This is a genomic window from Streptomyces sp. NPDC002680, assembly GCF_042889145.1.
GTDB classification, from domain to species: Bacteria; Actinomycetota; Actinomycetes; order Streptomycetales; family Streptomycetaceae; genus Streptomyces; species Streptomyces adonidis.
On the sequence record NZ_JBIAQP010000013.1, the window covers coordinates 59,816 to 83,671 of the forward strand.

Annotated in this window: 26 protein-coding genes; 21 read left to right on the forward strand and 5 right to left on the reverse strand. The window is 71.1% G+C overall.

Annotation, left to right across the window (positions count from 1 at the left end):
* The first annotated feature begins 100 nt into the window (after nucleotides 1-100).
* Nucleotides 101-1,114, forward strand: coding sequence for a Gfo/Idh/MocA family oxidoreductase (locus tag ACFYXF_RS31355; RefSeq protein ID WP_389354667.1), 1,014 nt, complete (start codon nucleotides 101-103; stop codon nucleotides 1,112-1,114).
* Complete coding sequence (locus tag ACFYXF_RS31360; RefSeq protein WP_389354669.1) at nucleotides 1,111-1,980, forward strand: sugar phosphate isomerase/epimerase family protein; 870 nt, start codon at nucleotides 1,111-1,113, stop codon at nucleotides 1,978-1,980. Before ACFYXF_RS31355 ends, ACFYXF_RS31360 begins: the two co-directional genes overlap by 4 nt.
* A gap of 45 nt (nucleotides 1,981-2,025) precedes the next feature.
* Here the strand turns inward: ACFYXF_RS31360 and ACFYXF_RS31365 are convergent, their stop codons facing one another.
* Together ACFYXF_RS31365 and ACFYXF_RS31370 are read right to left on the reverse strand one after the other, a co-directional pair.
* The gene (locus tag ACFYXF_RS31365; protein ID WP_389354671.1) at nucleotides 2,026-3,186 is read right to left on the reverse strand and encodes an NAD-dependent formate dehydrogenase; all 1,161 of its coding nucleotides are present in this window, start codon (nucleotides 3,184-3,186) and stop codon (nucleotides 2,026-2,028) included.
* Nucleotides 3,187-3,311: 125 nt separating this feature from the next.
* Complete coding sequence (locus ACFYXF_RS31370; protein ID WP_389354673.1) at nucleotides 3,312-4,244, reverse strand: LysR substrate-binding domain-containing protein; 933 nt, start codon at nucleotides 4,242-4,244, stop codon at nucleotides 3,312-3,314.
* Nucleotides 4,245-4,500: 256 nt separating this feature from the next.
* Here ACFYXF_RS31370 and ACFYXF_RS31375 point away from each other — a divergent pair, with 256 nt between their 5' ends.
* The 16 genes from ACFYXF_RS31375 to ACFYXF_RS31450 all read left to right on the forward strand — a co-directional run bounded on the left by ACFYXF_RS31375 (nucleotide 4,501) and on the right by ACFYXF_RS31450 (nucleotide 20,286).
* Nucleotides 4,501-4,920, forward strand: coding sequence for a molybdopterin-binding protein (locus tag ACFYXF_RS31375; RefSeq protein WP_389354674.1), 420 nt, complete (start codon nucleotides 4,501-4,503; stop codon nucleotides 4,918-4,920).
* Between the two features lie 81 nt (nucleotides 4,921-5,001).
* Entirely contained in the window at nucleotides 5,002-5,685 is a 684-nt protein-coding gene (locus tag ACFYXF_RS31380) for a TetR/AcrR family transcriptional regulator (RefSeq protein WP_389354676.1), read from the forward strand.
* A gap of 187 nt (nucleotides 5,686-5,872) precedes the next feature.
* A complete protein-coding gene (locus ACFYXF_RS31385; RefSeq protein ID WP_389354678.1) occupies nucleotides 5,873-6,706 on the forward strand; it encodes a hypothetical protein in 834 nt (277 codons plus the stop codon).
* 467 nt (nucleotides 6,707-7,173) lie between these two features.
* Nucleotides 7,174-8,253 carry a phenylacetate--CoA ligase family protein gene (locus tag ACFYXF_RS31390; protein ID WP_389354680.1) on the forward strand — a complete coding sequence of 360 codons (1,080 nt, stop codon included), beginning with the start codon at nucleotides 7,174-7,176 and terminating at the stop codon, nucleotides 8,251-8,253.
* Nucleotides 8,254-8,257: 4 nt separating this feature from the next.
* Entirely contained in the window at nucleotides 8,258-10,000 is a 1,743-nt protein-coding gene (locus ACFYXF_RS31395; RefSeq protein ID WP_389354682.1) for a prenyltransferase/squalene oxidase repeat-containing protein, read from the forward strand.
* A 35-nt stretch (nucleotides 10,001-10,035) separates the two neighbouring features.
* The gene (locus ACFYXF_RS31400; protein ID WP_389354684.1) at nucleotides 10,036-10,401 is read left to right on the forward strand and encodes a hypothetical protein; all 366 of its coding nucleotides are present in this window, start codon (nucleotides 10,036-10,038) and stop codon (nucleotides 10,399-10,401) included.
* Nucleotides 10,394-10,681: a hypothetical protein gene (locus ACFYXF_RS31405; RefSeq protein WP_389354686.1), complete on the forward strand. Its 288-nt coding sequence runs from the start codon at nucleotides 10,394-10,396 to the stop codon at nucleotides 10,679-10,681. Before ACFYXF_RS31400 ends, ACFYXF_RS31405 begins: the two co-directional genes overlap by 8 nt.
* Nucleotides 10,681-11,754 carry an AMP-binding protein gene (locus ACFYXF_RS31410; protein ID WP_389354688.1) on the forward strand — a complete coding sequence of 358 codons (1,074 nt, stop codon included), beginning with the start codon at nucleotides 10,681-10,683 and terminating at the stop codon, nucleotides 11,752-11,754. The genes ACFYXF_RS31405 and ACFYXF_RS31410 overlap by 1 nt, the downstream gene beginning before the upstream one ends.
* A complete protein-coding gene (locus tag ACFYXF_RS31415) occupies nucleotides 11,751-12,992 on the forward strand; it encodes an AMP-binding protein (protein ID WP_389354690.1) in 1,242 nt (413 codons plus the stop codon). The genes ACFYXF_RS31410 and ACFYXF_RS31415 overlap by 4 nt, the downstream gene beginning before the upstream one ends.
* Before the next feature lie 25 nt (nucleotides 12,993-13,017).
* Complete coding sequence (locus tag ACFYXF_RS31420) at nucleotides 13,018-13,782, forward strand: SDR family NAD(P)-dependent oxidoreductase (protein ID WP_389354692.1); 765 nt, start codon at nucleotides 13,018-13,020, stop codon at nucleotides 13,780-13,782.
* Nucleotides 13,779-15,227, forward strand: coding sequence for an amidase family protein (locus ACFYXF_RS31425; RefSeq protein ID WP_389354694.1), 1,449 nt, complete (start codon nucleotides 13,779-13,781; stop codon nucleotides 15,225-15,227). Before ACFYXF_RS31420 ends, ACFYXF_RS31425 begins: the two co-directional genes overlap by 4 nt.
* On the forward strand, nucleotides 15,224-16,594 hold the full coding sequence (locus ACFYXF_RS31430; RefSeq protein WP_389354696.1) for a hypothetical protein: 1,371 nt from the start codon (nucleotides 15,224-15,226) through the stop codon (nucleotides 16,592-16,594). The genes ACFYXF_RS31425 and ACFYXF_RS31430 overlap by 4 nt, the downstream gene beginning before the upstream one ends.
* 13 nt (nucleotides 16,595-16,607) lie before the next feature.
* Entirely contained in the window at nucleotides 16,608-17,642 is a 1,035-nt protein-coding gene (locus ACFYXF_RS31435) for an aminotransferase class I/II-fold pyridoxal phosphate-dependent enzyme (RefSeq protein ID WP_389354698.1), read from the forward strand.
* 33 nt (nucleotides 17,643-17,675) lie between these two features.
* Entirely contained in the window at nucleotides 17,676-19,094 is a 1,419-nt protein-coding gene (locus tag ACFYXF_RS31440; protein ID WP_389354700.1) for a hypothetical protein, read from the forward strand.
* Nucleotides 19,091-19,843, forward strand: a complete 753-nt coding sequence (locus ACFYXF_RS31445) for a gamma-glutamyl-gamma-aminobutyrate hydrolase family protein (protein ID WP_389354702.1) — start codon at nucleotides 19,091-19,093, stop codon at nucleotides 19,841-19,843. The genes ACFYXF_RS31440 and ACFYXF_RS31445 overlap by 4 nt, the downstream gene beginning before the upstream one ends.
* Nucleotides 19,840-20,286: a hypothetical protein gene (locus ACFYXF_RS31450; protein ID WP_389354704.1), complete on the forward strand. Its 447-nt coding sequence runs from the start codon at nucleotides 19,840-19,842 to the stop codon at nucleotides 20,284-20,286. The genes ACFYXF_RS31445 and ACFYXF_RS31450 overlap by 4 nt, the downstream gene beginning before the upstream one ends.
* Here ACFYXF_RS31450 and ACFYXF_RS31455 read toward each other — a convergent pair.
* The 3 genes from ACFYXF_RS31455 to ACFYXF_RS31465 form a co-directional block, all read right to left on the reverse strand.
* A complete protein-coding gene (locus ACFYXF_RS31455; RefSeq protein WP_389354706.1) occupies nucleotides 20,276-20,524 on the reverse strand; it encodes a carboxylesterase family protein in 249 nt (82 codons plus the stop codon). The two genes, ACFYXF_RS31450 and ACFYXF_RS31455, sit on opposite strands and share 11 nt — an antisense overlap.
* Nucleotides 20,521-20,841, reverse strand: coding sequence for a hypothetical protein (locus ACFYXF_RS31460; protein ID WP_389354707.1), 321 nt, complete (start codon nucleotides 20,839-20,841; stop codon nucleotides 20,521-20,523). Before ACFYXF_RS31460 ends, ACFYXF_RS31455 begins: the two co-directional genes overlap by 4 nt.
* Nucleotides 20,842-20,932: 91 nt before the next feature.
* Nucleotides 20,933-21,523, reverse strand: a complete 591-nt coding sequence (locus ACFYXF_RS31465) for a TetR/AcrR family transcriptional regulator (RefSeq protein WP_389354708.1) — start codon at nucleotides 21,521-21,523, stop codon at nucleotides 20,933-20,935.
* Nucleotides 21,524-21,624: 101 nt separating this feature from the next.
* Between ACFYXF_RS31465 and ACFYXF_RS31470 the strand changes: the two genes are divergently transcribed.
* Genes ACFYXF_RS31470 through ACFYXF_RS31480 form a run of 3 tightly spaced genes read left to right on the forward strand, consistent with a single transcriptional unit; the run spans nucleotide 21,625 to nucleotide 23,818 of the window.
* Nucleotides 21,625-22,056 carry a 4-oxalocrotonate tautomerase family protein gene (locus ACFYXF_RS31470; RefSeq protein ID WP_389354710.1) on the forward strand — a complete coding sequence of 144 codons (432 nt, stop codon included), beginning with the start codon at nucleotides 21,625-21,627 and terminating at the stop codon, nucleotides 22,054-22,056.
* Nucleotides 22,049-23,077 carry a zinc-binding dehydrogenase gene (locus ACFYXF_RS31475; protein ID WP_389354712.1) on the forward strand — a complete coding sequence of 343 codons (1,029 nt, stop codon included), beginning with the start codon at nucleotides 22,049-22,051 and terminating at the stop codon, nucleotides 23,075-23,077. Before ACFYXF_RS31470 ends, ACFYXF_RS31475 begins: the two co-directional genes overlap by 8 nt.
* A 51-nt stretch (nucleotides 23,078-23,128) precedes the next feature.
* Nucleotides 23,129-23,818: a PaaI family thioesterase gene (locus ACFYXF_RS31480; RefSeq protein WP_389354714.1), complete on the forward strand. Its 690-nt coding sequence runs from the start codon at nucleotides 23,129-23,131 to the stop codon at nucleotides 23,816-23,818.
* The last annotated feature ends 38 nt before the right edge of the window (nucleotides 23,819-23,856 follow it).

A 23,856-nucleotide genomic window follows, 5' to 3' on the forward strand; every position in this document is an offset into this window, starting at 1 on the left:
AGGGGTCATCGTACTCGCAGCAGCGAACTAGCGCGCGCTAGTAGAGCGCGGCAGAGCGATAAGGGAACCCTGTGTGTCCCCGCGGAAAGGAACACCACTCATGACTGTGCGTGTAGGCGTCATCGGCGCCGGCTGGATAGGCAAGGAGCACATCCGGCGCCTCACCGACACCGTCACCGGCGCACGTGTCACCGCGGTCACCGACATCGACGCCGCGCGCGCCGAGCAGGCTGCGCCGGCCGGGGCCCGGGTGCTGCCCGACGGGGCTGCCCTGATCGGGGCGGACGACGTGGACGCGGTCCTCGTGACGTCCTGGGGCCCGACACACGCCGAGCACGTACTGAACGCGGTGGCCGCCGGGAAGCCGGTGTTCTGCGAGAAGCCCCTCGCCACCACCGTCGAGGACTGTCTGCGGATCGTCGAGGCGGAGACAGCACTCGGCCACCGTCTGGTCCAGGTCGGGTTCATGCGGCGCTACGACGCCGGGTACCGGAAGTTGAAGCAGGTCATCGACTCGGGCCGGATCGGCGAGCCGCTGATCGTGCACTGCGCCCACCGCAACCCGACGGTCCCCGAGTCGTACACGTCGGCGATGGCCGCCCTGGACACGGCCGTGCACGAGGTCGACGTACTGCGCTGGCTGCTGGACGACGAGATCGTCTCCGCCCAGGTGGTCGTCCCGCGCGCCACCGGCAAGCGGTTCGACCATCTCAGGGACCCGCAGATCATGCTCTTCGAGACCGCCAAGGGTGTCCGTATCGACCTGGAGGTCTTCGTCAACTGCCAGTACGGCTACGACATCCAGTGCGAGGCGGTCGGCGAGGAGGGCGTCGTCAGGCTGCCCGACCCCGCCTCCGTCGGGCTGCGCAGCGCGGGCCGGCACAGCACGGAGATCCTCACGGACTGGGTGGACCGTTTCGCGGACGCCTTCGACACCGAGTTCCGTGAGTGGATCGCCGGTGTCGCGGCGGGCGCGGAGCCCACCGGCCCGTCCGCCTGGGACGGCTATGCCGCCACCGTCATCACCAGCGCGACCGTCGAGGCCCTGGAGTCGGGCACCGTCGTCGCCACCGACCTCAAGCCCCGGCCCGCGCTCTACGGAGGTGCCGCGTGAAGATCGCCCTCGACCCGTACATGTTCCGTGCGCTGCCGATCGACGACATGGTGCGCACGGTGGCCGAACTCGGCTACGAGTACATCGAGTTGTCGCCGCGCGACGACTTCATGCCGTTCTTCCTGCATCCGCGCGCGGACGACGAGCGGATCGCCGGGCTGAAGAACTCCCTGCGCGCGCACGGTGTGAAGCTGTCGTCCGTGCTGCCGCTGTACAAGTGGTCGTCACCGGACGAGACCGAGCGGCAGGCCGCCGTCCGCTACTGGAAGCGGATGATCGAGATCGCCGCCGACCTCGAATGCCCGCTGATGAACTCGGAGTTCAACGGCCGCCCCGAGCGTGCCGCCGAGAGCGAGGCCGCGTTCTGGCGCTCGCTGGAGGAGTTGCTGCCGCTGTTCGAGCGGGAGGGCATCGCGCTGAACCTGGAGGCGCACCCGGACGACTTCTGCGAGGAGAACACCCCGGCGGTCGATCTGGTCCGCGCCGTCAACAGGCCCTGGGTGAACTACCTTTACTGCGCCCCGCACTCCTTCCATCTCTCCGGCGCGTCGGAGGTCGGGGCGGACATCGCGGCGATGATGCGGTACGCGGGCGACAAGCTCCAGCATGTGCACATCGCGGACTCCTTCAACCACAAGGGTTCCTCGGGCCTGCGCTACATCCTCAACCCGCCCGGCACCACGGCCCGTATCCACCAGCACCTGGACATCGGCCAGGGCGAGGTCGACTGGAGCGCCTTCTTCGGCACCCTGCGCGAGCTGGACTTCGACGGTGTCGCCACCGCCTGTGTCTTCGCCTGGGAGGAACGGGCCCACGAGTCCTCGGCGTTCATGCTCGACCGCATCCGCAAGGAGCTGGGGGCGTGAACTGCCGCCCCACCGGCGGGAGTCGACGGTGGGGCGGCCCGTGAGTCAGGTGTTCACGGAGTACGAGTGCGCGCCCGTGCCGGCGAGCGCGCCACCGTCGACGATCAGATACTCGTCGCGGATCGGCCGCCCGCCGAACCACGACTCCAGGATCTCGCGGGTACCCGCCGCGTAACGGGCCTGCGCGGAGAGCGAGGAGCCGGAGATGTGCGGGGTCATGCCGTGGTGCGGCATCGTGCGCCAGCGGTGGTCGGCGGGGGCCGGCTGCGGGTACCAGACGTCACCCGCGTAGCCCGCCAACTGCCCGCTGCGCAGGGCGCGTTCGACGGCGTCCCGGTCCACGATCCTCGCGCGGGCGGTGTTGATGAGATAGGCCCCGCGCTTCATCGTGGCCAGCAGCTTGTCACCGAAGAGGCCCTCCGTCTCCGGGTGCAGGGGCGCGTTGATCGTGATCACGTCGCAGTGCGGGGCCATGTCGACGGCGCTCTCGTGCCAGACCAGCCCCAGCTCGCGCTCGATGTCCTCCGACAGCCGGTGCCGGTCCGTGTAGTGCAACTTGACGTCGAAGGGCGCGAGGCGGCGCAGGACGGCGAGTCCGATGCGCCCGGCGGCGACCGTACCGACGTGCATGCCCTCGATGTCGTACGAACGGGCCACGCAGTCCGCGATGTTCCAGCCGCCGTCGAGCACCACCTGGTGGGAGGGCAGGTAGTTGCGGACGAGGGACAGCGTCATCATCACCACGTGTTCGGCGACGCTGATGCTGTTGCAGTACGTCACCTCCGCCACCGTCACACCGTGCGCGATGGCCGCGTCCAGGTCGACGTGGTCGGAGCCGATGCCGGCGGTGACGGCCAGTTTGAGGTTCTTCGCGGCGGCGATCCGCTCGGGGGTCAGATAGGCGGGCCAGAACGGCTGCGAGATGACGATGTCGGCGTCCGGCAGCTCCCGGTCGAAGACGGAACCGTCGCCGTCCTTGTCGGAGGTGACGACCAGGGTGTGGCCGCGCTCCTCCAGGAAGCGGCGCAGCCCGAGTTCACCGGAGACGCTGCCGAGCAGCTGTCCCGGGGTGAAGTCGACGGCCTCGGGGGTGGGGGCCGTCTGGCCGCCGGGATAGTGGTCGATGCGCGGGAGGTCGTCGCGGGCGTACGAGGTCGGGTATCCGTCGGTCGGGTCGTCGTACAGGACGCAGAGCACCTTTGCCATGTCGCGGCTCCTCAACTCCGTTGCGGGAACGTGCTCTTCACGATCGTCGGAGTCGATTGCGCAGGTCAAAGCGAACGTCGCTATGTCGGGATAGCCGCCGCCTATCAACTCTCACCGACCGCTCGTCAACTCCCGTCGCCCAGGTAGCTGTTGAGGAGTTCGTCGAGGGCGTCCCGTACGCCCGCCTCCCGCGCCACCTTCAACAGCGCCCCGGCGAGCACGGACTGCGGCTCGTCCCGTACGACGACGAGCCCGACCCTCGGGCCGTGCGCGGGCCCTTCCAGCGGGACGACCCGCATGCCGTCCGGTACGCCGAACATGTGCAGCCAGGCGTGCGAGATCACGCTCGACCAGCGGCCGCCCGGCAGATGCGCGTACAGCCCGGCGACACTGTCGGACTCGATGGCGGGCGCGGCCGTGGCGCCGTCGGCGGCGAAGCACTCGTCGATGATGCGGCGGTTGCGCATACGGGAGTTGAGCAGGCACAGCGGGAGGTCGGCGGCCTGCGCCCAGCGGGCCTCGGAAGTACCGGCGAGGGGGCCGTCGACCGGGGTGAGCAGCATGTACCGCTCCTCGTAGAGGGGGAACCGGCGTACGTGGCGGAGGCTGTCGTCGTCGAGGTACGTCATCGCCGCGTCCAGCTCGAACTCGGCGAGCCCGTGGGTGATCTCGGCGGACGACAGGGACTCCAGGCTCACCCCGGCCCGGGGATGCCGGTCGCAGAACGGGGTGGTGAGCAGGGAGGCGGCGGGCAGCGCGGTGGGTACGACACCGAGCCGCAGGGTCCCGGTGAGGCCGCCGCGCATCGCGGCCAACTCCTGCCGCAGGGCGTCCTGTTCGGCGAGGATGCGATGCGCCCAGGCGAGGACGACCTTACCTTCGGGGGTCAGCCCCTCGTACCGCCTGCCCCGCCGGACGATCGGCACGTCCAGTTCGTGTTCGAGCCGCCGGATCGCGGCGGACAGGGACGGCTGGGACACGAAGCAGGCGGCAGCGGCTCGGGCGAAGTGCCGCTCCCGGGCGAGCGCGACGAGGTACTCCAGCTGACGGAGCAGCATGTGCCACCTTCCGGGCGGGTCACCAGGGCAGGGTCTGCGTGACCCGTCGTACAGCATCGGGTGTCGCGCCCAGGACGGGTAGTCGACGAGGGGACCAGTCGGACCCTCAAGGCGACACCCGGACCCTCTGGGCGACACAGAGCCACGCGCACCCGGCCTGACCCGGACCCCGCGCCCGCCCCGGTTAGCTTGAGGTTCACAAAAACACCAAGGCCGACATTCCGTACCCACTCCCCCCCCTGTGAGGCGTTCCGCCATGAGCCTGAGCATTCGCAACCAGATCCCCGGTACCGTCACGGCCGTCACCACCGGAGAGGCCATGGCCACCGTCAAGGTCCGTCTCGACGGCGGTCAGGACATCACCGCCGCGATCACCCGGGAGTCCGTCACGGAACTCGGCCTCGCCGAGGGCACCGCCGTGCGGGCCCTGGTCAAGTCCACGGAGGTCTCGTTGGCCACCGCCGCCGTCAAGGGCGTCTCCATCCGCAACCAGCTCCCCGGCACGGTCGCCGGCATCACCACGGGCGCCGCCATGGCCTCCGTCAAGGTGGCCGTCACGGGCGGCGAACTCACGGCCGCGATCACCACGGACGCCGTGCAGGACCTGGGCCTGGCCACCGGTTCACCGGTCGTCGCCCTGATCAAGTCGACGGAGATCTCCCTCGCGACCGGGTGAGCGGACACGAGCCACCGGACGTTCCCGACCGCTGTGGCGCACGGTAACCGGAGACTGTCGTCCGGTTGCTAGGCTGGACGTATGGCTGCGACGGAGAGCACGAAGGCGGGCGAGCGGGGGCTGCGGGCCGACGCGCTGCGGAACAGGCAGCGGATCGTGGCGGCCGCTCGCCGGATCTTCGAGGAGCAGGGGCTCGACGCGCCGCTGGACGAGGTCGCGGAGCGCGCCGGGGTGGGCGCCGGCACGCTGTACCGGCGGTTCCCCACGCGCGGGGAGCTGGTCGAGGCGGCCTTCGAGGACGAGTTGCGGAGCGTGGCGGCCATCACCGAGGAGGCGCTGCGCTGTGCGGACCCCTGGGTCGGGTTCAGCACGTACGTCGAGCGGCTCTGCGAGGCCATGGCGACCGATCGCGGCCTCAGCGACCTGTTCACCCTCCGGCTGCCCGACTCGGAGGTCGCGACGATGCTGTGCGACCGGCAGTCCGATGCCCTGAACAGGCTCGTGCGCCAGGCCCAGGAGGCCGGAGCGCTGCGGGACGACTTCGTTCCGGAGGACGTTCTCCTGTTCCTCCTGGCCAATGCCGGGGTCGTCGGGGTGACCCGGTGCGCCGCGCCGCACGCGTGGCGACGCCTGGTCGCGTTCCTGCTGACGGCGTGCAGGGCGGACCGTACGGATCCGCTGCCGGCCGCGCCGACACCGTTGCAGGCGGAGCGGGCCCTGCTCAGCCACGCGGAGACGAAGGGCCTGGGCTCGAACCGGCCGTGACGGCCACTCTCAGGGACCGACTCCGCGCGCCCGATTCGATGTCTCGCACATCACACCCACCACACCCATCTCACTCCTCGCGACGGGAATAAGCGGAGACTTCAGTCCAGTTACCTGATCCAAGGACAGGGTGTCGATGCGTCCACCGAGGTGACGCGTCCTCGGCCGATCAGGAGGCTGTCGGACGATGAGCTGCATCACCGCGTGTACCCCTCGCCGCCGCGCACGCCGCACGGAACTCCCGGGGCGGCTCGCGCCGCCGAAGGTGATCACGGGCAGGAGCCTGCGGCGCGGGGCGGCGGGTGTGGCGGGGACGGGTCTGGTGTACGGCGGCCTGCTCGCCGTGACGGCGGACGACAACCCGATCTTCGGTACCGGCTGGGTGGGGTCCGCCGCCGAGAACGCCCGTCCGTTCGGGGCCGCCGTGACAACCGGCTGGGCGACGTTCAGCCAGGCCACGACGGCGGCCCTGGGCCGCGTCGAGACCTTCGCCGCCTGGCCCCTGATCGCGCTGGCCCTGCTCTGGCTGGCCTCCCGGAATCAGCCGGTCTATCTGCGCGGCGCCCTCGCGCTGTTCGTGTCGAACGCGGCCGGTCTGGCCGTCTTCGCCTCGGTCCGGGGCTTCCCGGCGGACGAGGCGGCCCTCGTCGGCGGCTACTTGGCGTTGCCGGGGGTGCGGGCGGGCGGGTACGTGCTGATGGCGCTGGCGGTCGTCGCCCTCACGGCGAGGCGCCCGGTACGGGCCGCGGCGACGGCCGTCGCACTGCTCGCGGTCACGACGGCGGTACTGACCCCGGACCACCACGTGCTCGGCACGCTGTCGGCCGCGGTCGCGCCACTGCTGGCGTGGTACGGCGTCGCGGCAATCGAGTCCCGCCGGTCGGCCGGGCGCCGAACCGTCGAAGCCGCCTCGCCCGTCACCGTGCCGGAGGCGGGCGTGCTCCCCCTCCGGCCGCGCACCGAGGCAGCCCCGGAGGAAGGCGTCGACGCCGGTCCCGTACGGCTGCCGAGGGCGGGCTGACGCCCGTCACGTCCGGCCCTGACGCCCATTCACACCCATTCACTTTGCTGATACACGCACGCAACAACAGGGTGCTTTGCCCTATATCTTCCGATAGTTGATTGATCAATCGTGTAAGTTTCATTGCTTGCTGTTGCGATCCAACCGGAGCCCTGTACCCGGCCGTTGGCCCATGCAAGGATTTTTTTCGTCCGGGGCACGACCCTCATCGGAAGGGGCTCTGTACTTTGATTCACTCCGGCCTTGCGAGAAATTCTCATCTGTCGGACGCGCACGCGGAGCGATTGCGGTTGGTCGAAGGGGGATTCACCTCGGAGTTAGTCTCCGAGAGCCAGCGGAAGAAATTACGGAGCCTTTGGGAGAGGGCTGATCAGAGTCCCTACTACGCGGCGCATCCGGCGATCGGAAGACGACTTCTGGCCGATGTCCCGATCACCCCCAAGGCCGCACTCAAGAAAGACCCCGCGGTGTTCCTTCGACACACCGATGCTCCTTATCACAAGTACTACGAGACATCGGGTTCGACGGGCCTCCCGACGCCGACTCCCCGGCTGCCGGAGGACACGATCTGGAACACCGTCTCCGTCGCCACGATCTGGAGCCGTGTTCTCCGTCCGGGCGACCGGGTCGCCGCGCTGCTGCCGTCCGATGTGGCGCCGGTGTGCGACCTCGTGGCGGGGGTGACGGAATACCTCGACTGCACCATGCTGCGCGCCTACCCGTTCACGCAGGGAATCTGCGACTGGGACCGGCTGGAGTCGCTGTTCACCACCTACCGGCCGCAGCACGTGTTCGCGGCGCCCGGTGTGATCCTGCAGTGGACCCGCCTACTCAAGCGCCGTGGGCGGCTCGCCGAGATCAGCGACGGCGTCGAGTCCCTGATGCTGCTGGGCGAGGTGAGCAGCCGGTCCCTGCGGGCGCGCCTCGCGGAGATCTGGGGCGCACGCGTCATCGACGTGTCGTACGGCAGCACGGAGACGGGAACCATCGCCGCCGGCTGCGAGGAGGACCGGCTGCATCTGCTGCTGCAGAGCCATCTGGTGGAGGTGCTGGCGGATGACCAGGCGGTTCCGGCCGAGGCAGGGCGGACCGGCGAGCTGGTGGTGACGACGCTCAACAACTTCGCCCGGCCGCTTCTCCGGTACGCGACCGGTGACCTGGTCACGCTGCACAGCGCGCGGGACTGCGGCTGCGGCCTCGGCCTGCCGGTCGTCACCGTCCACGGCCGGAACGCGGAAGGCATCACGGTCAGCGGTGTTCCGCTGTCGGCGGCGGCGGTCGAGGAGATCGTCTACTCGACGCCCGGGGTGACCGGGTATCTGGTCCAGCTCAAGCGTCCCGACGGCGCCTCGGCACGACTCGTCGTGGAACGGGACGTCGACTTCTCCGGGGATCCGTCGGATCTCCACGAACAGCTGCACAAGGAATTCGCCGACATCGGTGTCGAATGGACGCAGGTCATCTCCGTGGAAGAACTCCCGCAGCTGAACAAGTCCGGCGGCAGCCAGAAGAACTGGAAACGAACCAACATCCAGTGGGTGGGATGAAGCAGTGCCTCTCGATGTTCTTCCATTCAGCGAATTACGGACGTCCGACGGCGGGGCCCGGCAGGGCACGGCCGATCTGTGGTGCACCTACGCGGCCGTCCGTACCCTGACCTGGCTCGGTGAGAAACCGGCCGATCCCGAGAAGACCGTACGATTCCTTTCCGCCGCGCAGAACTCCGACGGCGGATTCGCCTGGCAGAAGGGCCTGACCTCGGACGTCTGGGCCACGTACTACTCCACCCAGGCACTCTCCGACCTGGGCGCCGAGATTCCGCACCTGGCGGAACTGAAGGAATGGATCGGCACCACACGGGATTCCTCCGGCGGATTCGCCATGACCCCCGGACAACGCCCCGACGTGTGGGCCACCTATTACGCCACCCGTACCTATGCCGAGATACTCGGCACCGGAATACCACGGCCGGACGACCTCAAGTCCTGGCTCGGTTCGCTGCAAAGGACCGACGGCGGCCTCGGCTGGTATCCCGGCGCGGGCGAGTCCGACGTACGGGCCTGCTACTACGCGGCGACGGCCTGGCGGGCGTCCTTCGGTGACGAACCGCGGCCGTGGGCGCATCCGGCGCTGGTCGGATGGCTGGACGAGCGGCAGACCCCGGCGGGCGGCTTCGTGTTCGACGAGTCGGCCAAGGCGGACGACCTGTGGGCCACGTTCCGCGCCGTACGCGCGCTGGCGGCACTCGGTGAGAGACCGGACCGCGAAGCGGACTGCGTGGACTGGGTCATCAGCAGACAGCCCGCCGCAGGCTCCTTCACCCGCTGGGACGACTATCCGGACGCCGACGTCTGGGCGGCCTTCAGCGCGGTCGGCGCCCTGCAGACGCTCGGCCGCACACCCCGCGACACGGCGGCCGTGGTCGCCTTTCTCCAGGAGTGCGAACTGCCGGAGGGCGGTTTCACCTATCGCCGAGCCGGCGACGCCGGGGACAGCCTGGCCACCGCCGCCCTGCTGCTGACCGGGACGGCGAACGGCGGTGGCGCGGATCGGAACCTGGACACCCTGGACGGCCTCGCCCGTTGGCTGCACGCGGCTCATCTGCCGTACGAGGGCGGCGTGATGTACATGCCGGGGCGGGGTGCGGAGGTCCGGTGCACGCTGTGGGCCGTATCGGCACTCGCCGCCGCCCGCCGGGAGCAGCTCGACGCCGACCGGCTCGTCGCCTGGCTGCGGCTGCTGCAGAACACCGACGGAGGCTTCGGCTACTGGCACGGCAGGGCCTCCGACATGGTGGCGACCGTCTCGGCCCTGGACATCCTCGCCGCGCTGGGCCGCCCCGCCGACGAACTCGACACCGCGGCGCTGCGCTCCTTCGCCGACTCCTGCCGGACCGACACCGGCTATCGCTACTCCCCCGGCGCCGCCGTGACCGCCGCGAGCACCGCCCAGGCCCTGCGGCTGCTCCACCTGCTGGACGACGGCCGGGACACGGACGGCCTCCGCACGATCGCGGGCCGGCTGCTGTCTCCGTACGCCTCCCGCCTGGGCGGCTACGCCTCGCAGTCGCGCGGAATCCCGGACCTGGTCTCCACCTACCAGGTCGTCCTCACCCTCCAGGCGCTCGAACTGCCCCTGGACGGCCCGGAGTTGAGCCGCTTCCTGGCCCGAGTGCGGTTACCCGACGACACGTTCGCCTGGAGCCCGCTGGGCCGGCGCGGTGGCGGTCCGCTCGCCGGGGCGCTCGGCACGCTGCTCACGCACTCCTCGCGGCTGCCCGCGATCAACCTCTGACGGACATCCAACTCCCCGAAGTCTGAAGGAAGTTCATGCCCACCATCACGGTCGACCTCTCCGCCGACGACCCCGCGCTGCGGAAGGCCTTCACCAAGAACCTCAGTCTCTGGCTGCGCACCCAGGGCGTGGACATCAACCATGTCATCACCCGGTTCACCCAGCTGCGCGACCACGACGTCTTCAGCGGCCCCTTCCCCCTCACCACCGGTTTCGCCTTCGTACGCCTGACCGTCGACCGGGCGCGCACCGCCGCCTTCCGCCGGGAGCTGGCGGAACGGGTCGTACGGGAACTCGGGCCCCGGATCGCGCCCGAACGCGTCTTCGTGCAGTTCGACCCGGTGGACCCCGGGCTGCACTTCACCGGGGCCTCCCTGGCCGAAGGGGCGCCCCATGAGTGACATCGAGCGGGCGCTGCGCGAGGCGGTCCGGGACGTCGTCGGGGAGGTGCTCCGGGTCTCCCTGGACCCGGAACAGGACGACCTCGCGCTCAGCACCCTCTACGAGCAGTACGACAGTCTCGCCGTCATCGACTCCGTGGCGGGCGTCGAGAAACGCACCGGGGTCATCGTCGACCTCGTCGAGGACGACCTGCGGGTGACCTTCGCGAGCGTCACGTCGATCCTCCGGCTGGTGCTGCGCAAGCAGGCGGCGGCCTCGGTGCTGGAGAGCGGGTTCTGATGCCCGGTGAATCCGTACGGCCCACACCGCAGGAGTGCCTCGAAGGAGTGCTGGCCCGTCAGGAGACCCCCGTCGACGGCATCGTGGACTGGTCCCGGCTGGGCATCCGGGACCCCGCCGACCTGCTCGGACTCCTCCCGGCCGAAGTCCCCTTCGCCACCTCCGGATCGACCGGACCGCCGGCCGTGTGGCTGCGTACCCGCGATCAACTGGTGGCCGAGACAACGGCGTTGGCCCATGCCCTGACCGGCGCCGAACCGGACACGTTCGTCGTGCACGCCCCGCTGCACCACCTGTACGGCATGCTGTTCGGCGCACTGCTGCCCGCGCTCCTGGGCCGTCCCGCGTACTACACGCGCACCGTCGATCCACTGCCCGTCGACCACGGGCGCCTGCTGGTCGTCGCCGTGCCGTCGTCCTGGTGGCTGCTCGACCGGTACGCCGGTCAACTGGGCCGGTACGAACGGCTGGTGGTCACGCACAGCACCGGACGGCTGCCGCCCGCCGCCCGCCGGGTCCGTGAACGACAGCCAGGCATCGGGCTGTTCGAGGTGCACGGCTCGACGGAGACGGGCATGGTCGGGCTGCGCGAGGACGACCGCCAGGACTGGACACTCGCCCCCGACGTCTCCCTCACCGAGCCGCCCGTACCGGGCCGACAGGCACTGCTGTCCGTACGCGGCCCCCGGCTGGCCCGGCCGGCCGGCGGCGGTTTCCCCACCGAACACACCCTGGACGACGTGGTGGAGACGACCGGCGACCGGACCTACCGGCTGGTCGGCCGAGGCGGGCGCATCGTGAACATCAACGGCCGCAGGGCCGATCTGCGGGCCGTCGAGAACAGTCTGCGCGCCGCGGTGCCCGCCGCCGCGCCCGTCTGTCTCCTCGTCGACGACCCGGTGCGCGGCGAGTGGTACGAGGTGCTCACCCGCGGCGGGCCCGAGGCGCGACAGGCCGTGGAAGAGGCCGCGTTCCGGCTGCTGCCCCACTGGCAGACACCGCGCGCGGTACGGGCAGACGCCCACCACCCGAGCCATTCGAGCGAATTGAAGCTGAAAGGGACACCCCGATGACACTCGTCGCCTCCGGTCTGCCGTACGCCACCCTGCGGGACGTCCTCGGCAGGGTCGCGGCCGTCCCCGAACTGCGCCCCGTCTACGAGAAGTTCCTCACGGACGACACCGTGACGCTCACCGATCTCCCGGTGCTGACGAAGGAGCGGCTCGCCGACGCCCTGGCGGGTGTGGTGCGGACGGCCCGCGCCCGGCCGCACGGCGCGTACGTGTACGGCAGCGGCGGCACGACCGGCACGCCCCGCCTCAGCCTCGTACCGACGAGCATGTTCGTCCCGGAGATCGTCCCGCACTGGCAGCCCCTCGCCGCCGACGACATCCTGGTCAACTTCAACACACCCGGCCGTATGTGGTCCTCGCACAACTTCTTCAACGCCGTCGCCCACCACGCGGGCGCCGTCACCGTCCCGCTGGGCTCGGTCGAGAACGACGAACTCGCGGACTGGCTGGACTTCGTCGGCCAGCTCGGCGCGACCGCGCTGGACGCCACGCCCAGCCAGATCGCCCGCATCCTGGAGTTCTGCGAATCCACCGGCCGCCCACTGCCCGCGTTCCGCAAACTTCTGTGGACCGGCGAGGGCTACAGCCGGCGAGCGGCCGAGATCACCCGGCGGCTGATGCCGGACGGCCGCCTCTACGGCGTGTACGGCTCGACGGAGAGCTGGGTGATCGGGACCAACGAGCCCGACTGCCCGGTCGACACCTTCCATGTACTGCCGTACCAGCACGTCGAGGTCGAGGACGGCGTCGTCCTGGTGACCAACACCCACCCGGAGTGCGTCAACCCGATCCTGCGCTACCGGGTCGGTGACCTCGGCCGGTTCGTCGACTGCCCGTGCGGGCGCCCGGACCGCGCGCTCCAGGTGCTCGGCCGCGACGATCCGCAGCTGAAGTTCGTGAGCATCCTGCTGCTGCCCACCGACATCACCGAGGTGGCCCGTGCCGTACCCGGCGTCCGGGACGTGCAGCTGGTGCTGTTCCGGCACGGCCGGCCCGACGAGCGCATGGAGGTACGGCTCCTGGTCGAGCCGGGCACCCCGCGCGAGGCCGTCGAACGCCTCGCCCACCAGCGGATCCTGACGCAGGTCTACAAGCTCGGCTGGGCCGTCGGATCCTCCCCCGACCGCTTCACCGTCCGCGTCGTGGACGAACTCGTGGTCAACCGGCAGACACAGAAGACACCCCTGGTCGTGAAGGCGGAGACCACAGCCGATCCGGCACCCGCCGACGAGAACTGACGAGAACCGAGGAAGAGAGAGCCATATGTCACGCGTAGTCGTCGTCAGCGGAGGCGGCACCGGTATCGGCCGGGCCGTCGCCGAGAGGTTCGCCCGGGACGGGGACCAGGTGGTCGTCGTGGGCCGGCGCACCGACGTGCTCGACCGTACGGCGGCCGAGATCACGGCGGCCGGAGCCGAGGTCAAGGTCGCCGCGGTGGCCGCCGACCTCGCCGAGGCCACCGAGGCCGACCGGGTCCGGGACATCCTGAACGAGCGGTACGGCAGGGTCGACGTGCTGGTGCACAGCGCCGGCGGGAACACGGCCCTGGGCGTTCCGCCGACACCGGGCAGCCCGGCCGAGCAGGCCGCCGCCCACTGGACCGGCAACTTCCGGGCCAACGTCCTGACCACCGTCCTGCTCACCGAGGCCCTCCGGGACCTGCTCACCGGGCCCGGCGGACGCGTCGTCCTGCTCAGCTCGATCGCCGCGTACCGGGGGTCGGGGTCCGGCTCCTACGGGGGAGCCAAGGCCGCGCTGCATCCGTACGCCTACGATCTCGCCGCCGCGCTCGGCGGCCGGGGCATCACCGTCAACGTCGTCGCCCCCGGGTACATCGCCGAGACGGAGTTCTTCCGGGGCGCCCTCTCCCCGGAGCGCGAACGCACCCTCGTCGGCCAGACGCTCAACGGGCGGGCCGGAACTCCGCAGGACGTCGCGGAGACGGTCCACTGGCTGGCGTCCCCGGCGGCCGGTCACGTCACCGGCCAGATCCTCCAGGTCAACGGCGGCGCGGAGCGGGGACGTTGACCCCCGTCACGCCGACCCCGACGGCCGCCCGGCCCGTGGGAGTAGCCGATCCCGATCCCGGTCCCCCGCGTCCTCAGCCCCCCGGAGACCTTCGGCTCCCGCTCGCCGAGCGGGCCCGGCTGCTGGCCTCGGGACGGCTCAACGCGGTGGCCTGGCGGGCCACGGCCAACAGGTGGGCCACGGACGCCGACCAGGTGTACCGGGCGACCACCGAGCTGCGTACCGTCCCGCCCACGGGGCACGATCTGCGGGTCGGGGTGAAGGACACCGTGGACGTGGCCGGCTTCGCCACGCGGCTCGGGCTGCGGCGCTACCGGCACCATCCCACCCGGTCCGCCGCGCCCCTGCGGGAGCTGCGCGGCGTGTCCGTCGTCGCGAAGCTCGTGACGCCGGAACTGAGCATCGGCCAGGAGCACGGCTGCTCGAACCCGCTCTTCCCCGCCGTCGATCCGTCCGGTTCGAGCACCGGCAGCGCGGTGGCCGTCGCCGCGCACATCTGCGACGTGGCACTGGGCACCGACACCGTCGCGTCCGTGCGCTACCCGGCCGCCGCCTGCGGCGTCGTCGGGCTGCGGCTAACGCACCAGCCCCAGCTGCTCGACGGGGTGTTCCAGCTCTCCCCACCGCTGGACGCACCCGGCTGGCTGGCCAGGACCGCCGACGACCTCGCCTACTTCTGGTACCGCACCGGACTCGGCGGGCTGGGCACCGCGCCCGGACCACGGGACGACACGCGGCTGCGGATCGGTGTCGTGCGGGAGGCACTGGAGAGCACGCTCGCCCCGGAGATACGGGCCGGCCTCGACGCCGTGCACGACGCGCTGGCCCGGGCGGGCCACGACCTGGTCCCGGTGCGGCTCGGGGAACTGTGGCGGCACCGGGCGACCACGTACGAACTGTGCGTACGGACGGCCTGGGACGCGTACCGGGCCGCTCGTGACCGGCTCGACGACCGCCTCTCCGCCTCGACCCGACTCGCGCTGGAGGCCGGCGCGGGTATCGGGGCGGCACGCTACGACGAGATACGCACCGCGCTCGACCGGACCCGAGCCCGGGTCCCCGCCCTCTTCGCAGACCAGGGGGTGGACCTGTGGCTGCTCCCGGTGGACCCCCGGCTCCCCCGGGCCCCGCAGGAGTCCTCGGCGTCCGCGTCCACGATTCCGCACCCGGACGACACCGACTTCGACCAGCGCGTCGGCTTCTCCCCCGTCGCAAGCTTCGCCGGACTGCCGGCGATCACCTTCCCCGTCGCGGTAACCCCCGAGCCACGCGTTCCCGTACCCCTACAGGCGGTTGGGCCCGCTGGCAGCGAGCCCGTGCTGATCCGCTTCGCCCAGGAGATCGCCACGGCCGTCGGCGACCTCGGCCTCTTCCCCGCCCCGCTCGGGTCTCCGGGCCCGCCCGGACAGCCGCACCCGCACCCGCTCGGAAGGACCGCGTCATGACCCGCCCGAGTGAGCAGCCGACGGTCACTGCTTCGGCCGGTGGGCCGGCCGTTCCGGTGGGTACGGGGCCGGGGGTCGGACCCTTTGTCGGGGTGTGGGTGCCGAGCGTGGTCACCGTCATCGGGACCGGGCTGGCGGTCTTCGGGTTGAGCTGGTGGATCAGTCGGGCCCCGGGCGGGGGTGCCCATCTGGGGATCGTCGTCGGGCTCGCCAGTGCCGTCTCGCTCGTCAGTGTCCTGCTGCTGGCCGGAGTGATCGACTCCGCCGACCGTCGGCGCACCGTCGTCACGGTCTTGTTGGCGCTGCTCATCCCCCTCGCGGCGCTGCTGCACCTCTTCGGCCTGAGCCCGGGCGGCACTCTCGCCCTCCTGGCCGCGGGCGCCTGCTACGTGCTCGTCTACTCCCTCCAGCAGATCTACATGGCCGCCGTCGAGAACATCGGCGCCGACCTCGCGCCGACCTCCTGGCCACCGGCCCGGACCGCTCTGCTCACCCAGATCCATCCCCAAGTGGCCCGGGTCATCGCCCCGTTGACCGCCGGCGCGCTGCTCGCCTACGGCAGTCTTCGCTGGGTGGCCCTGGCGGCACTGGTCTGCGCACTGCTCGCCCTGGGCGCGGTCCCGCTGCTCGGCCGGGCGGTCGCCGCATCGGCGGCGGCCGTACCGCAACCGCGCGCCGACACCCGTACGCCCATCACGGCGAACTCGCTGAACCCGGTGAACCTGCTGCGGAACGTGTGGCGGGACGCCGCCGGATCGCTCCGGCTCATCCGGAGCTACCCAGAGCTGGTGTTCCTGGTGTTCTTCGGGGCTCTGGGCAATCTGATCGTCTTCCCCTTCTACTCCGTCCTGCCCGCCTTCAACGCCGAATACGGCATCTCCACCGGCCAGCAGGCGGCCCTGTACAGCACCGCGTCCTCGGCGTACGGCGTGGGCATGCTGGTCGGCTGTCTGGTCCTGGTCCGGGTCCCGCCGCCGGCCGACACCCGGGCGAGCCTGCGACTGGCGAGCATCGCCTTCGCTCTCATCCTGACCGTGCTGCTCGTCACCACGATCGTGCCCTGGCCCGCGACCGTCGTCGTGGCGATGGCCGCCTCCGGCGGGCTGTTCTCCGTCCTCGTCGCCGTCGGCGGTGCCGTCTGGCTGCGGCTGACTCCCGCCGCGATCCGCGTCCGTGTCTTCAGCCTGCGGCGGCTGACCGTCTTCTCCACCATTCCGCTCGGTTCGATGCTCATGGGCATCGGTGGCTCGGTCCTCGGCTACCGGGTGTTCATCCGCGGCATGGTCGTCTTCACCCTCATCGCGCTGGCAGTGGTCTGGAACCGGTACCGCCGCGCCGCACGGCCCCCGTCACCCACCCCCGCCTGAGGAGAAACAGACCGTGCAGACCTTGCTGGAGTCCCAGGGCGGCGACCTCCGGAGCCTTCCCGCCGGGCCCTATCTCGACCTGGGCACCTGCGTGAACCGGTACGGGCCCCCGCCGTCCGTCGCGACCGCCCTGCGCGACATCGACCCCAAACACATCCTCGCCCACCCCTACGGCTCCGAGGAGGCGTTCACCGAGGCCTACGCCGCGTTCATGGGAGCCGACCCGGAGCGGCTCGTACCGGGTCGCGGCATCACCGAGTTCATCCGGGTCCTCGCCCAGCTGCTGCCGACCGACCGGGTCGCGGTGATCACCCCCGACTACACGGACACCATCCGCTGGTTCCCCACCCATCTGCCCCCGCCGCCCGGAACCACGGAGACCGTACGGACCCGCCTGGAACGGGTCGGCCGGGCGCTGCGGACCCATCCGTACGTCTTCCTGTCCAACCCGAACAACCCGCTCGGCCTCTATCTGCACCGCGACGACCTGACCGCGCTCGCCCGCGCCAACCCCCGGTCCGTCCTCATCGTCGACGAGGCCTACATCGAGTTCGTCCCCGACCACCACGAGCTGTCCATGGTGCGCGGCGGGCTGCCCAACGTGGTGGTCCTGAGGTCGCCGAACAAGCTGTTCGGCATCGCGGGCACCCGCACCGGTGCGCTGTGGACGCTCAACGACGACATCGCGCGCCGGGTCGCCGAGCGCAAGCTCAACTGGACGCTCTCGCACATCGACAGCGTGCTGGCCACCGCCGCCCTCACCGACCTCGCCTGGGTCGACCGCACCCGCTCGGCCCTGCTGCGCGACGCCACCGAGCTGGAGGGGATCCTCGCCGAGCGGTTCGACGGTGTGGTGCGCGGAGTCCCGGTCCACTACCGGTTCGTCGCGGTCGACGACTCGCTCGCCGCCCACCGGTTCTTCCTGGACCGCGGTGTGGTCGTCCGCGCCTTCGACGGGACGAGCCCCGGGCGTGTCTCCGGCGTACGGATCACCGCCCCCACCAACGTCGAGCTGACCGAGCTGCGCGGCTCCCTCCGCTCCCACTGACCACTCCTCCCCGACACGAGAAAAGGCAGACAGGTGCCAGAAACCGCTCTGACGCTCGACGACATCCTGCGGCTCCTCGCCGAACACGAGGAGGAGGCGGGCCGGACCCTGAGCATGGTCCCCTCCGAGAACGCGACCTCGGGCCTCGCCAAACTCCCCCTGTTACTCGACCCGTACCACCGCTACTTCTTCAACGAGAGCGGCCAGGACGACCGCTGGCACTTCCGTGGCGCTGAGCGCCTGCGCGACCTGGAGACGGCCCTCACCGTGCCTCTCCTGGAGGAGCTCGGAGGGGCCCGCTATGTGTCCGCCCGGCCGCTCAGCGGACTGAACGCCATGACGCTGGCGCTGGGCACACTCGGCGGGGAGCCCGGCTCCACCGTGGTCACGATCGCCCCCGAGAACGGCGGCCACTACGCCACCCCCAGCGTCGCCCAGCGGCTGGGACTGCGTGTCGAATACCTGCGCGGGCCCGACCCGCACAGCCTCGACCTGGACCACGCGGCACAGTTGCTCGGCCGGGTGCGGCCCGCGCTCGTCTACGTCGACCAGTCGCACTGCCTCTTCCCCGTGGACGTGGCGAGCCTGGTGGCCACCGTGCGCAAGGCCTCCCCGGAGACCCTGGTGCACGTGGACGCCAGCCACTGGTTCGGGCTGATCCTCGCCGGGGTGTTCCCCAATCCGCTCGACCTGGGCGCGGACAGCTACGGCGGCTCGACGCACAAGACGTTCCCCGGGCCCCAGAAGGCGGTCCTGCTCACCAGGGACCCCGACATCGAGAAACGCATCCGGGACACCCAGGACTTTCTGATCAGCAGCCATCACTTCGCCGCCACGATCAGTCTCGGCATCGCCCTGCTGGAGTTCCGCGACTTCGGCGGCATCGAGTACGCCCGGAACGTGGTCGCCAACACCAAGGAGTTCGGCCGGCTGCTCACCGAGCGCGGCCTCACGGTCGTGGCGGCCGACCGGGGTTACTCCGCAGGGCACCAACTGTGGCTGGACACCACGGCCGACGGGATACCGCCGAAGACGGCCAGTGACCGGCTCGCCGCGGCCGGTATCAAGGTCAACTTCCTGGACGGGCTGCCTGGGTTCACCGGACAGGGCGTACGGATCGGCCTGAACGAACCCACGTATCAGGGCCTGTCGGGCACCGACCTCGTCGAACTCGCCGACGTGTTCTCGGCCGCCGTACAGGGAGACGGATCGTACGGGGAACTGGCCGACCGCACCGCCCGGCTCCGCCGCCGCCCCCGGGTCGGCGCCCGCCTCGACGCGGACTCCCCTCTCCTGCGTACGGCCCTGGCCCTCGCCTCGAACTCGCTGCGCACCCTGCGCGAGGGCGGCTTGGACTCCGTGGGTCCGGACACGGTGGGTCCGGACACGGTGGGTCCGGACACGGTGGGTCCGGACACCGTGGCGCTGGACGCCGTGGGGGTGGCCTCATGAGCCGTCGCCCCGTCATCGGCATTGCCGCCTATCGCGAGCAGGCCCGCTGGAACATCTGGGACACCGACGCCACGGTCATCCAGCAGTCCTTCGTCCACGGCGTCACCCAGGCCGGCGGAAGAGCCGTCGTGCTGCCGCCGGACGACCGGGACGCCGATGTGCTGGACCGGCTGGACGGTCTGCTCCTACCCGGGGGCGCGGACATCGACCCGGCGCACCTCGGCCAGGACCGCCACCCTGCCACGGACCAACCCCGCCCGGACCGGGACGCCGGCGAACTCCTGCTGCTCCGCGCGGCCCTGGACCGGAACCTGCCCGTGCTCGGCGTCTGCCGCGGCCTGCAACTGCTCGTCGTCCTGTACGGCGGCACGCTGCACCAGCATCTGCCGGACGTCCTCGGCCACACCCGGCATCTCCCCCGCGAAGGGGTTCTGGGCGAACACGAGCTGACCTTCGCCCCGGGCAGCAGGGCAGCCGCCGTGTACGGGCCCTCCACGCGGGTCAACTCCCATCACCACCAGGGTGTCGCCGACCCCGGCGGGCTCCGGGTCACCGCCCGCAGCGACGACGGTCTGCCGGAAGCCGTCGAGGATCCGGAGAGACGGTTCGTGGTGGGCGTGCAGTGGCACCCCGAGATCTCCGGCGACGAGGCGCTCTTCGCCGCCTTCGTGGCCGCGTGCTCCGGCACACCGCTCCCGGCCTCGATCGCGCACTCCACCGGTTCCCGGACCCCTGTGCGGCCCGGGTGATCATTCCTCGTAGGCCCACCGAGTACTGGGTCCGGCTCATCGCCGTCGACACCGACGACCGGATACTCCTGGTCGGAGAAGAGCGGCCCGGCACCGCACCGCGTTGGACCCTGCCAGGCGTTCGCCGCCGACCGGACGAATCCGCCGAAGGGACAGCGGACTCCCTGCTCGCCGACCTCGCCCTTCCGGCGACGGAGCCAGGGCCGCGGCACCCGCACCGGCGGACGGTCTCGTCCGTCGTGGCGGGCGAGGTGACCCGACACGAGGAGTTCCTCTTCGTGGTCAGGTTGCGCCGGCCGGGACCACCACGCCACGGCGCACATTGGTGCACCCTGCCGGAACTCTCCGCGCCCACGGGCCCCGCGCTGCCGCCGGACCTGGCTGATCACGTGTCCGAGATCCTCGACGGTCCGGTCCCCGTGGGACGGGCCCCTACCGACTAGTGCACCTGCGGGCAGCAGCGAGGGCAGCCACTCCAGCCAGGGGTGGCTGGACGGCTGGCGCGCCGAACCGTGTCGCGGCGCGCGTCCCGTTCCACGGCTCGGCCGGCCGGGGCGGACGCGGGCGCAGGTCGCCGAGCGGGGCCGCCGCGTAGGGGATGCCCCGCCAGGTGACGATCCCGTCGTCGATCTCGATGCCGCTGACCTTTCCTGCCGTGGTGGCGACGATGGGGGCGGTCATGGTGTGGTTCCTTCCTGGTGTCGGGGCGGGGTACGCGCGACGCGGTCGATGCCTTCGTCCAGGGCGACGCACCGGACCTCCGGAGCGGCCGTCACCAACAGGTCGACGAGTACGTGTCCCGGGGGCAGTTGGACCCCCCGGGGGGCGCCGAGTTCGACGGCCGGTCTGGTGGCGTCGTACCACCGCACGGCGCGGACGACAGCCTGAGCTGCCCTTGCCGAGGCCTGCGGTCTGCCGCGGCCGTCGCCGGCCTGGTGGGTCAACTTCCGGGTCATCGACGAGGGCAGCTGGGGCCCGAGCGGCGGCGTCCTGTCCATCCTCACCCTCTTGGCCGGCGGCGTGTTCACCGAGGAGAAGGCCAAGGCGATCCGCGCGGCGATCGACGCCTGACCCGGTAGAACCGCGCCGTCAAGCCGGTCCGTCGAGCGCGCCGACGACAAGGGTTTCGAGCTGCTGCGCGACCTGATCCAGGGGTCGCGCGCTGCGCTTGGCGCGGCACATGGCGGTGGCGCCCTCGACCGATGCCACGACCAGGGCCGCGAGACCCTCGGCCCGGTCGGGGGCCACTCCGCGCTCGCGCAGCGACGCGGTGAGCAGTCGCTCCCAGTCCTCGAACGCCTCGGCGGCGGCGACGAGGGCGGGCGGGATCCCGTCAGCCGGCGGTTCCTCGACGGATACGGCCAGTACGGGGCAACCGGCACGGAAGTCGCTCTCGACGACGATGCCGCGCCACAGGGACAGGAAGGCGCGCAATCCGGCGACCGGGCCCTCCCCCAGCTCCTTGCGCAGGATGCGCGAGACGGTCCCGCCCGCGTACCGCACCGCCTCGGTGGCCAGTTGCTGCTTGCCCTCGGGGAAGTAGTGGTAGGTCGAACCGAGCGGCGCCCCGGCGTGTTTGGCGAGGTTGCGGATGCTCGCGGCGTTCAGGCCGCGCCTGCTGATCAGGTCGGCCGCACCGGCCACGATGCGCTCGCGCGACGGCGTGCTGGATTTGGCCAAGACCGTACTCCCATCTGGATATAACGCTCGTCATAGTCTAGCGTGATCTCCGGTTATAACGATCGTCATAGCCCGCGCGCCCGCCGAAAGGAGATCTCCTCATGCCGATGATCCGGCTCACCGTCCCGCACGGTTCCCTCACCGAGGGGAGCCGCAAGACCGTCCAACGCGACCTGGCCGCCGTCCTGCTGCGCTGGGAAGGGGCACCCGACACCGCGTTCTTCCGCGCCCAGGCCTGGAGCTACCTCGTCGAGCTGCCCGAAGGGGCGCAGACCACCGCCGAGGACGACACACCGCGCTTCCTCGTCGACGTGACGGTTCCGCAGGGCGCGCTGTCCGAGCGGCGTAAGGCCGGCCTGGTCGAGGACGCCACCAGGACCGTGCTCGACTCGGCCGGGCTCTCCCCCGCCGATGCCCTACGCGTGTGGGTGCTGGTGCACGAGCAGCCCGACGGCACCTGGGGCGCCAGCGGCTCCGTCATCCGCTACGCCGATCTGGTGGCGCTGGCGAAGGGGCAGCAGGCCGATGCGTGAGCTGAACTACGTCGCCCGGAACACCGTCGAGTGGCGTGAGGCGCCCGACCTCAAGCTCCAGGCCGACCGGGAAGCGATCGTCGCTCCGGTGGCCGCCACCTCCTGCGACGTCGACTCCATGATCCTGGCCGGCCGGGGCTTCATCGACCCGCCTTTCGCCCTCGGCCACGAGTGCGTGGCCCGGGTCGTCGAGACCGGCGACGACGTCACCACCGTGACCCCGGGTGACCTGGTGGTGGTCCCCTGGTCCATCAACTGCGGGACCTGCGACCACTGCCTCGCCGGACTCACCGCGCACTGCACGGCCGTACCGCACATGGCCATGTACGGCGCGCCGCTCGGCGGCAGTTGGGGCGGACTCTTCTCCGACCTGGTCCGCGTCCCGTTCGCGGACGCCATGCTCGTACCCCTGCCAGCCGGCCTCGACCCGGTCGCCATGGCCTCGGCCAGCGACAACTGGTCCCTGTCCTGGCGCCTGGTCGCCCCGCACCTCAAGAACAAGCCCGGTGCCCGCGTCCTCGTCGTCGCCCGCGGCAGCATCGGCCTCTACGTCTGCGACATCGCCCGCGCGCTCGGCGCCTCCGACGTCCTGTACGTCGATCCCGACCCCGTACACCGCGAACTCGCCCGGGGCTACGGTGCCGCCACCGCCGAGACGCTCGAACCGGTGCGACACGGCTTCGACATCGCCGTCGAGGCCACCGGCCGCGTCGACCAGCTCGCCCTCGCCGTCAAGTCCCTTGCTCCCGAAGGCATTTGTGAGTCCGCCGGCAACCACTTCCGCCCCGGCGAACTACCCCTGCTCGACATGTACCTCACCGGCGTCACGCTGCGTATCGCCCGAGACAACGTCCGCAACCACATCCCCGACGCCCTCGAACTCGCCGCCTCCGGCAAGGTCTCACCGGAACGCGTCGTCTCCCACGTCCTCGACTGGGAACAACTCCCCGACGCACTACCGGAGAAGCACCTCAAGCCCGTCTTCGTACGCGACACCCCCCTCTCCCCCACCGCAGGCTGACCCCACACCACCGAGCCGCGGCACACGGCACAAGGACACCCAGACAAACCGATGAAATCACCCCTCGACCACCACTCCACGACGAGCACCGTCCAGGAACGACCGGCGCGGAAGGAACCGGACCACGAACGGGCGGCGATCGCCGTACTGGGTCACGAACTGCGTGCCCTGGTCGACGCCACCGTCCGTACCGCGGCCTCGCCGGACACCCTGCACCGCGTGGCGGACGGAGTCCGCACGCTCACCGGTCAGCTGACCGGGCGACGCCGCGCCCGCGCCGAGATCCCGTCGGTGGACGAGTTCCCGGGAGGAGTGCGGATGTACAGCCCCGTCACCGGAGCCGGCAGCCCGCTCGCACCCCCCGTGCGCGTCGCACCGGCCGATGGCGGAGTCGCGGGAACCTGCGTCCTCGGCATCGCCCACGAAGGGCCGCCCGGTTACGGACACGGAGGCATGAGCGCCATGCTCCTGGACGAGCTGATGGGGTGGGCCTGCGCCGCGGCCGGGATGCCAGGGATGACCGTCTCTCTCCAGACCCGCTACCGCCGTCCCGTTCCCCTGCAGACGCCCCTGCGCGTGTACGCCCGGGTCACCGGGGTCGAGGACCGCAGGATCTCCGTGTCCGGCACCATCACCACCGAAGAGGACCTCTCCACCGTCCTGGTGGCAGCGGACGGCGTCTTCGTCTCACCGGACCCCGACCGCGCCCGCGCGCTGTTCCCCGGCCTGCGAGGCACGTGACACGGTCCGTCCTGGCCCTGATCCACACGGCGACGTCC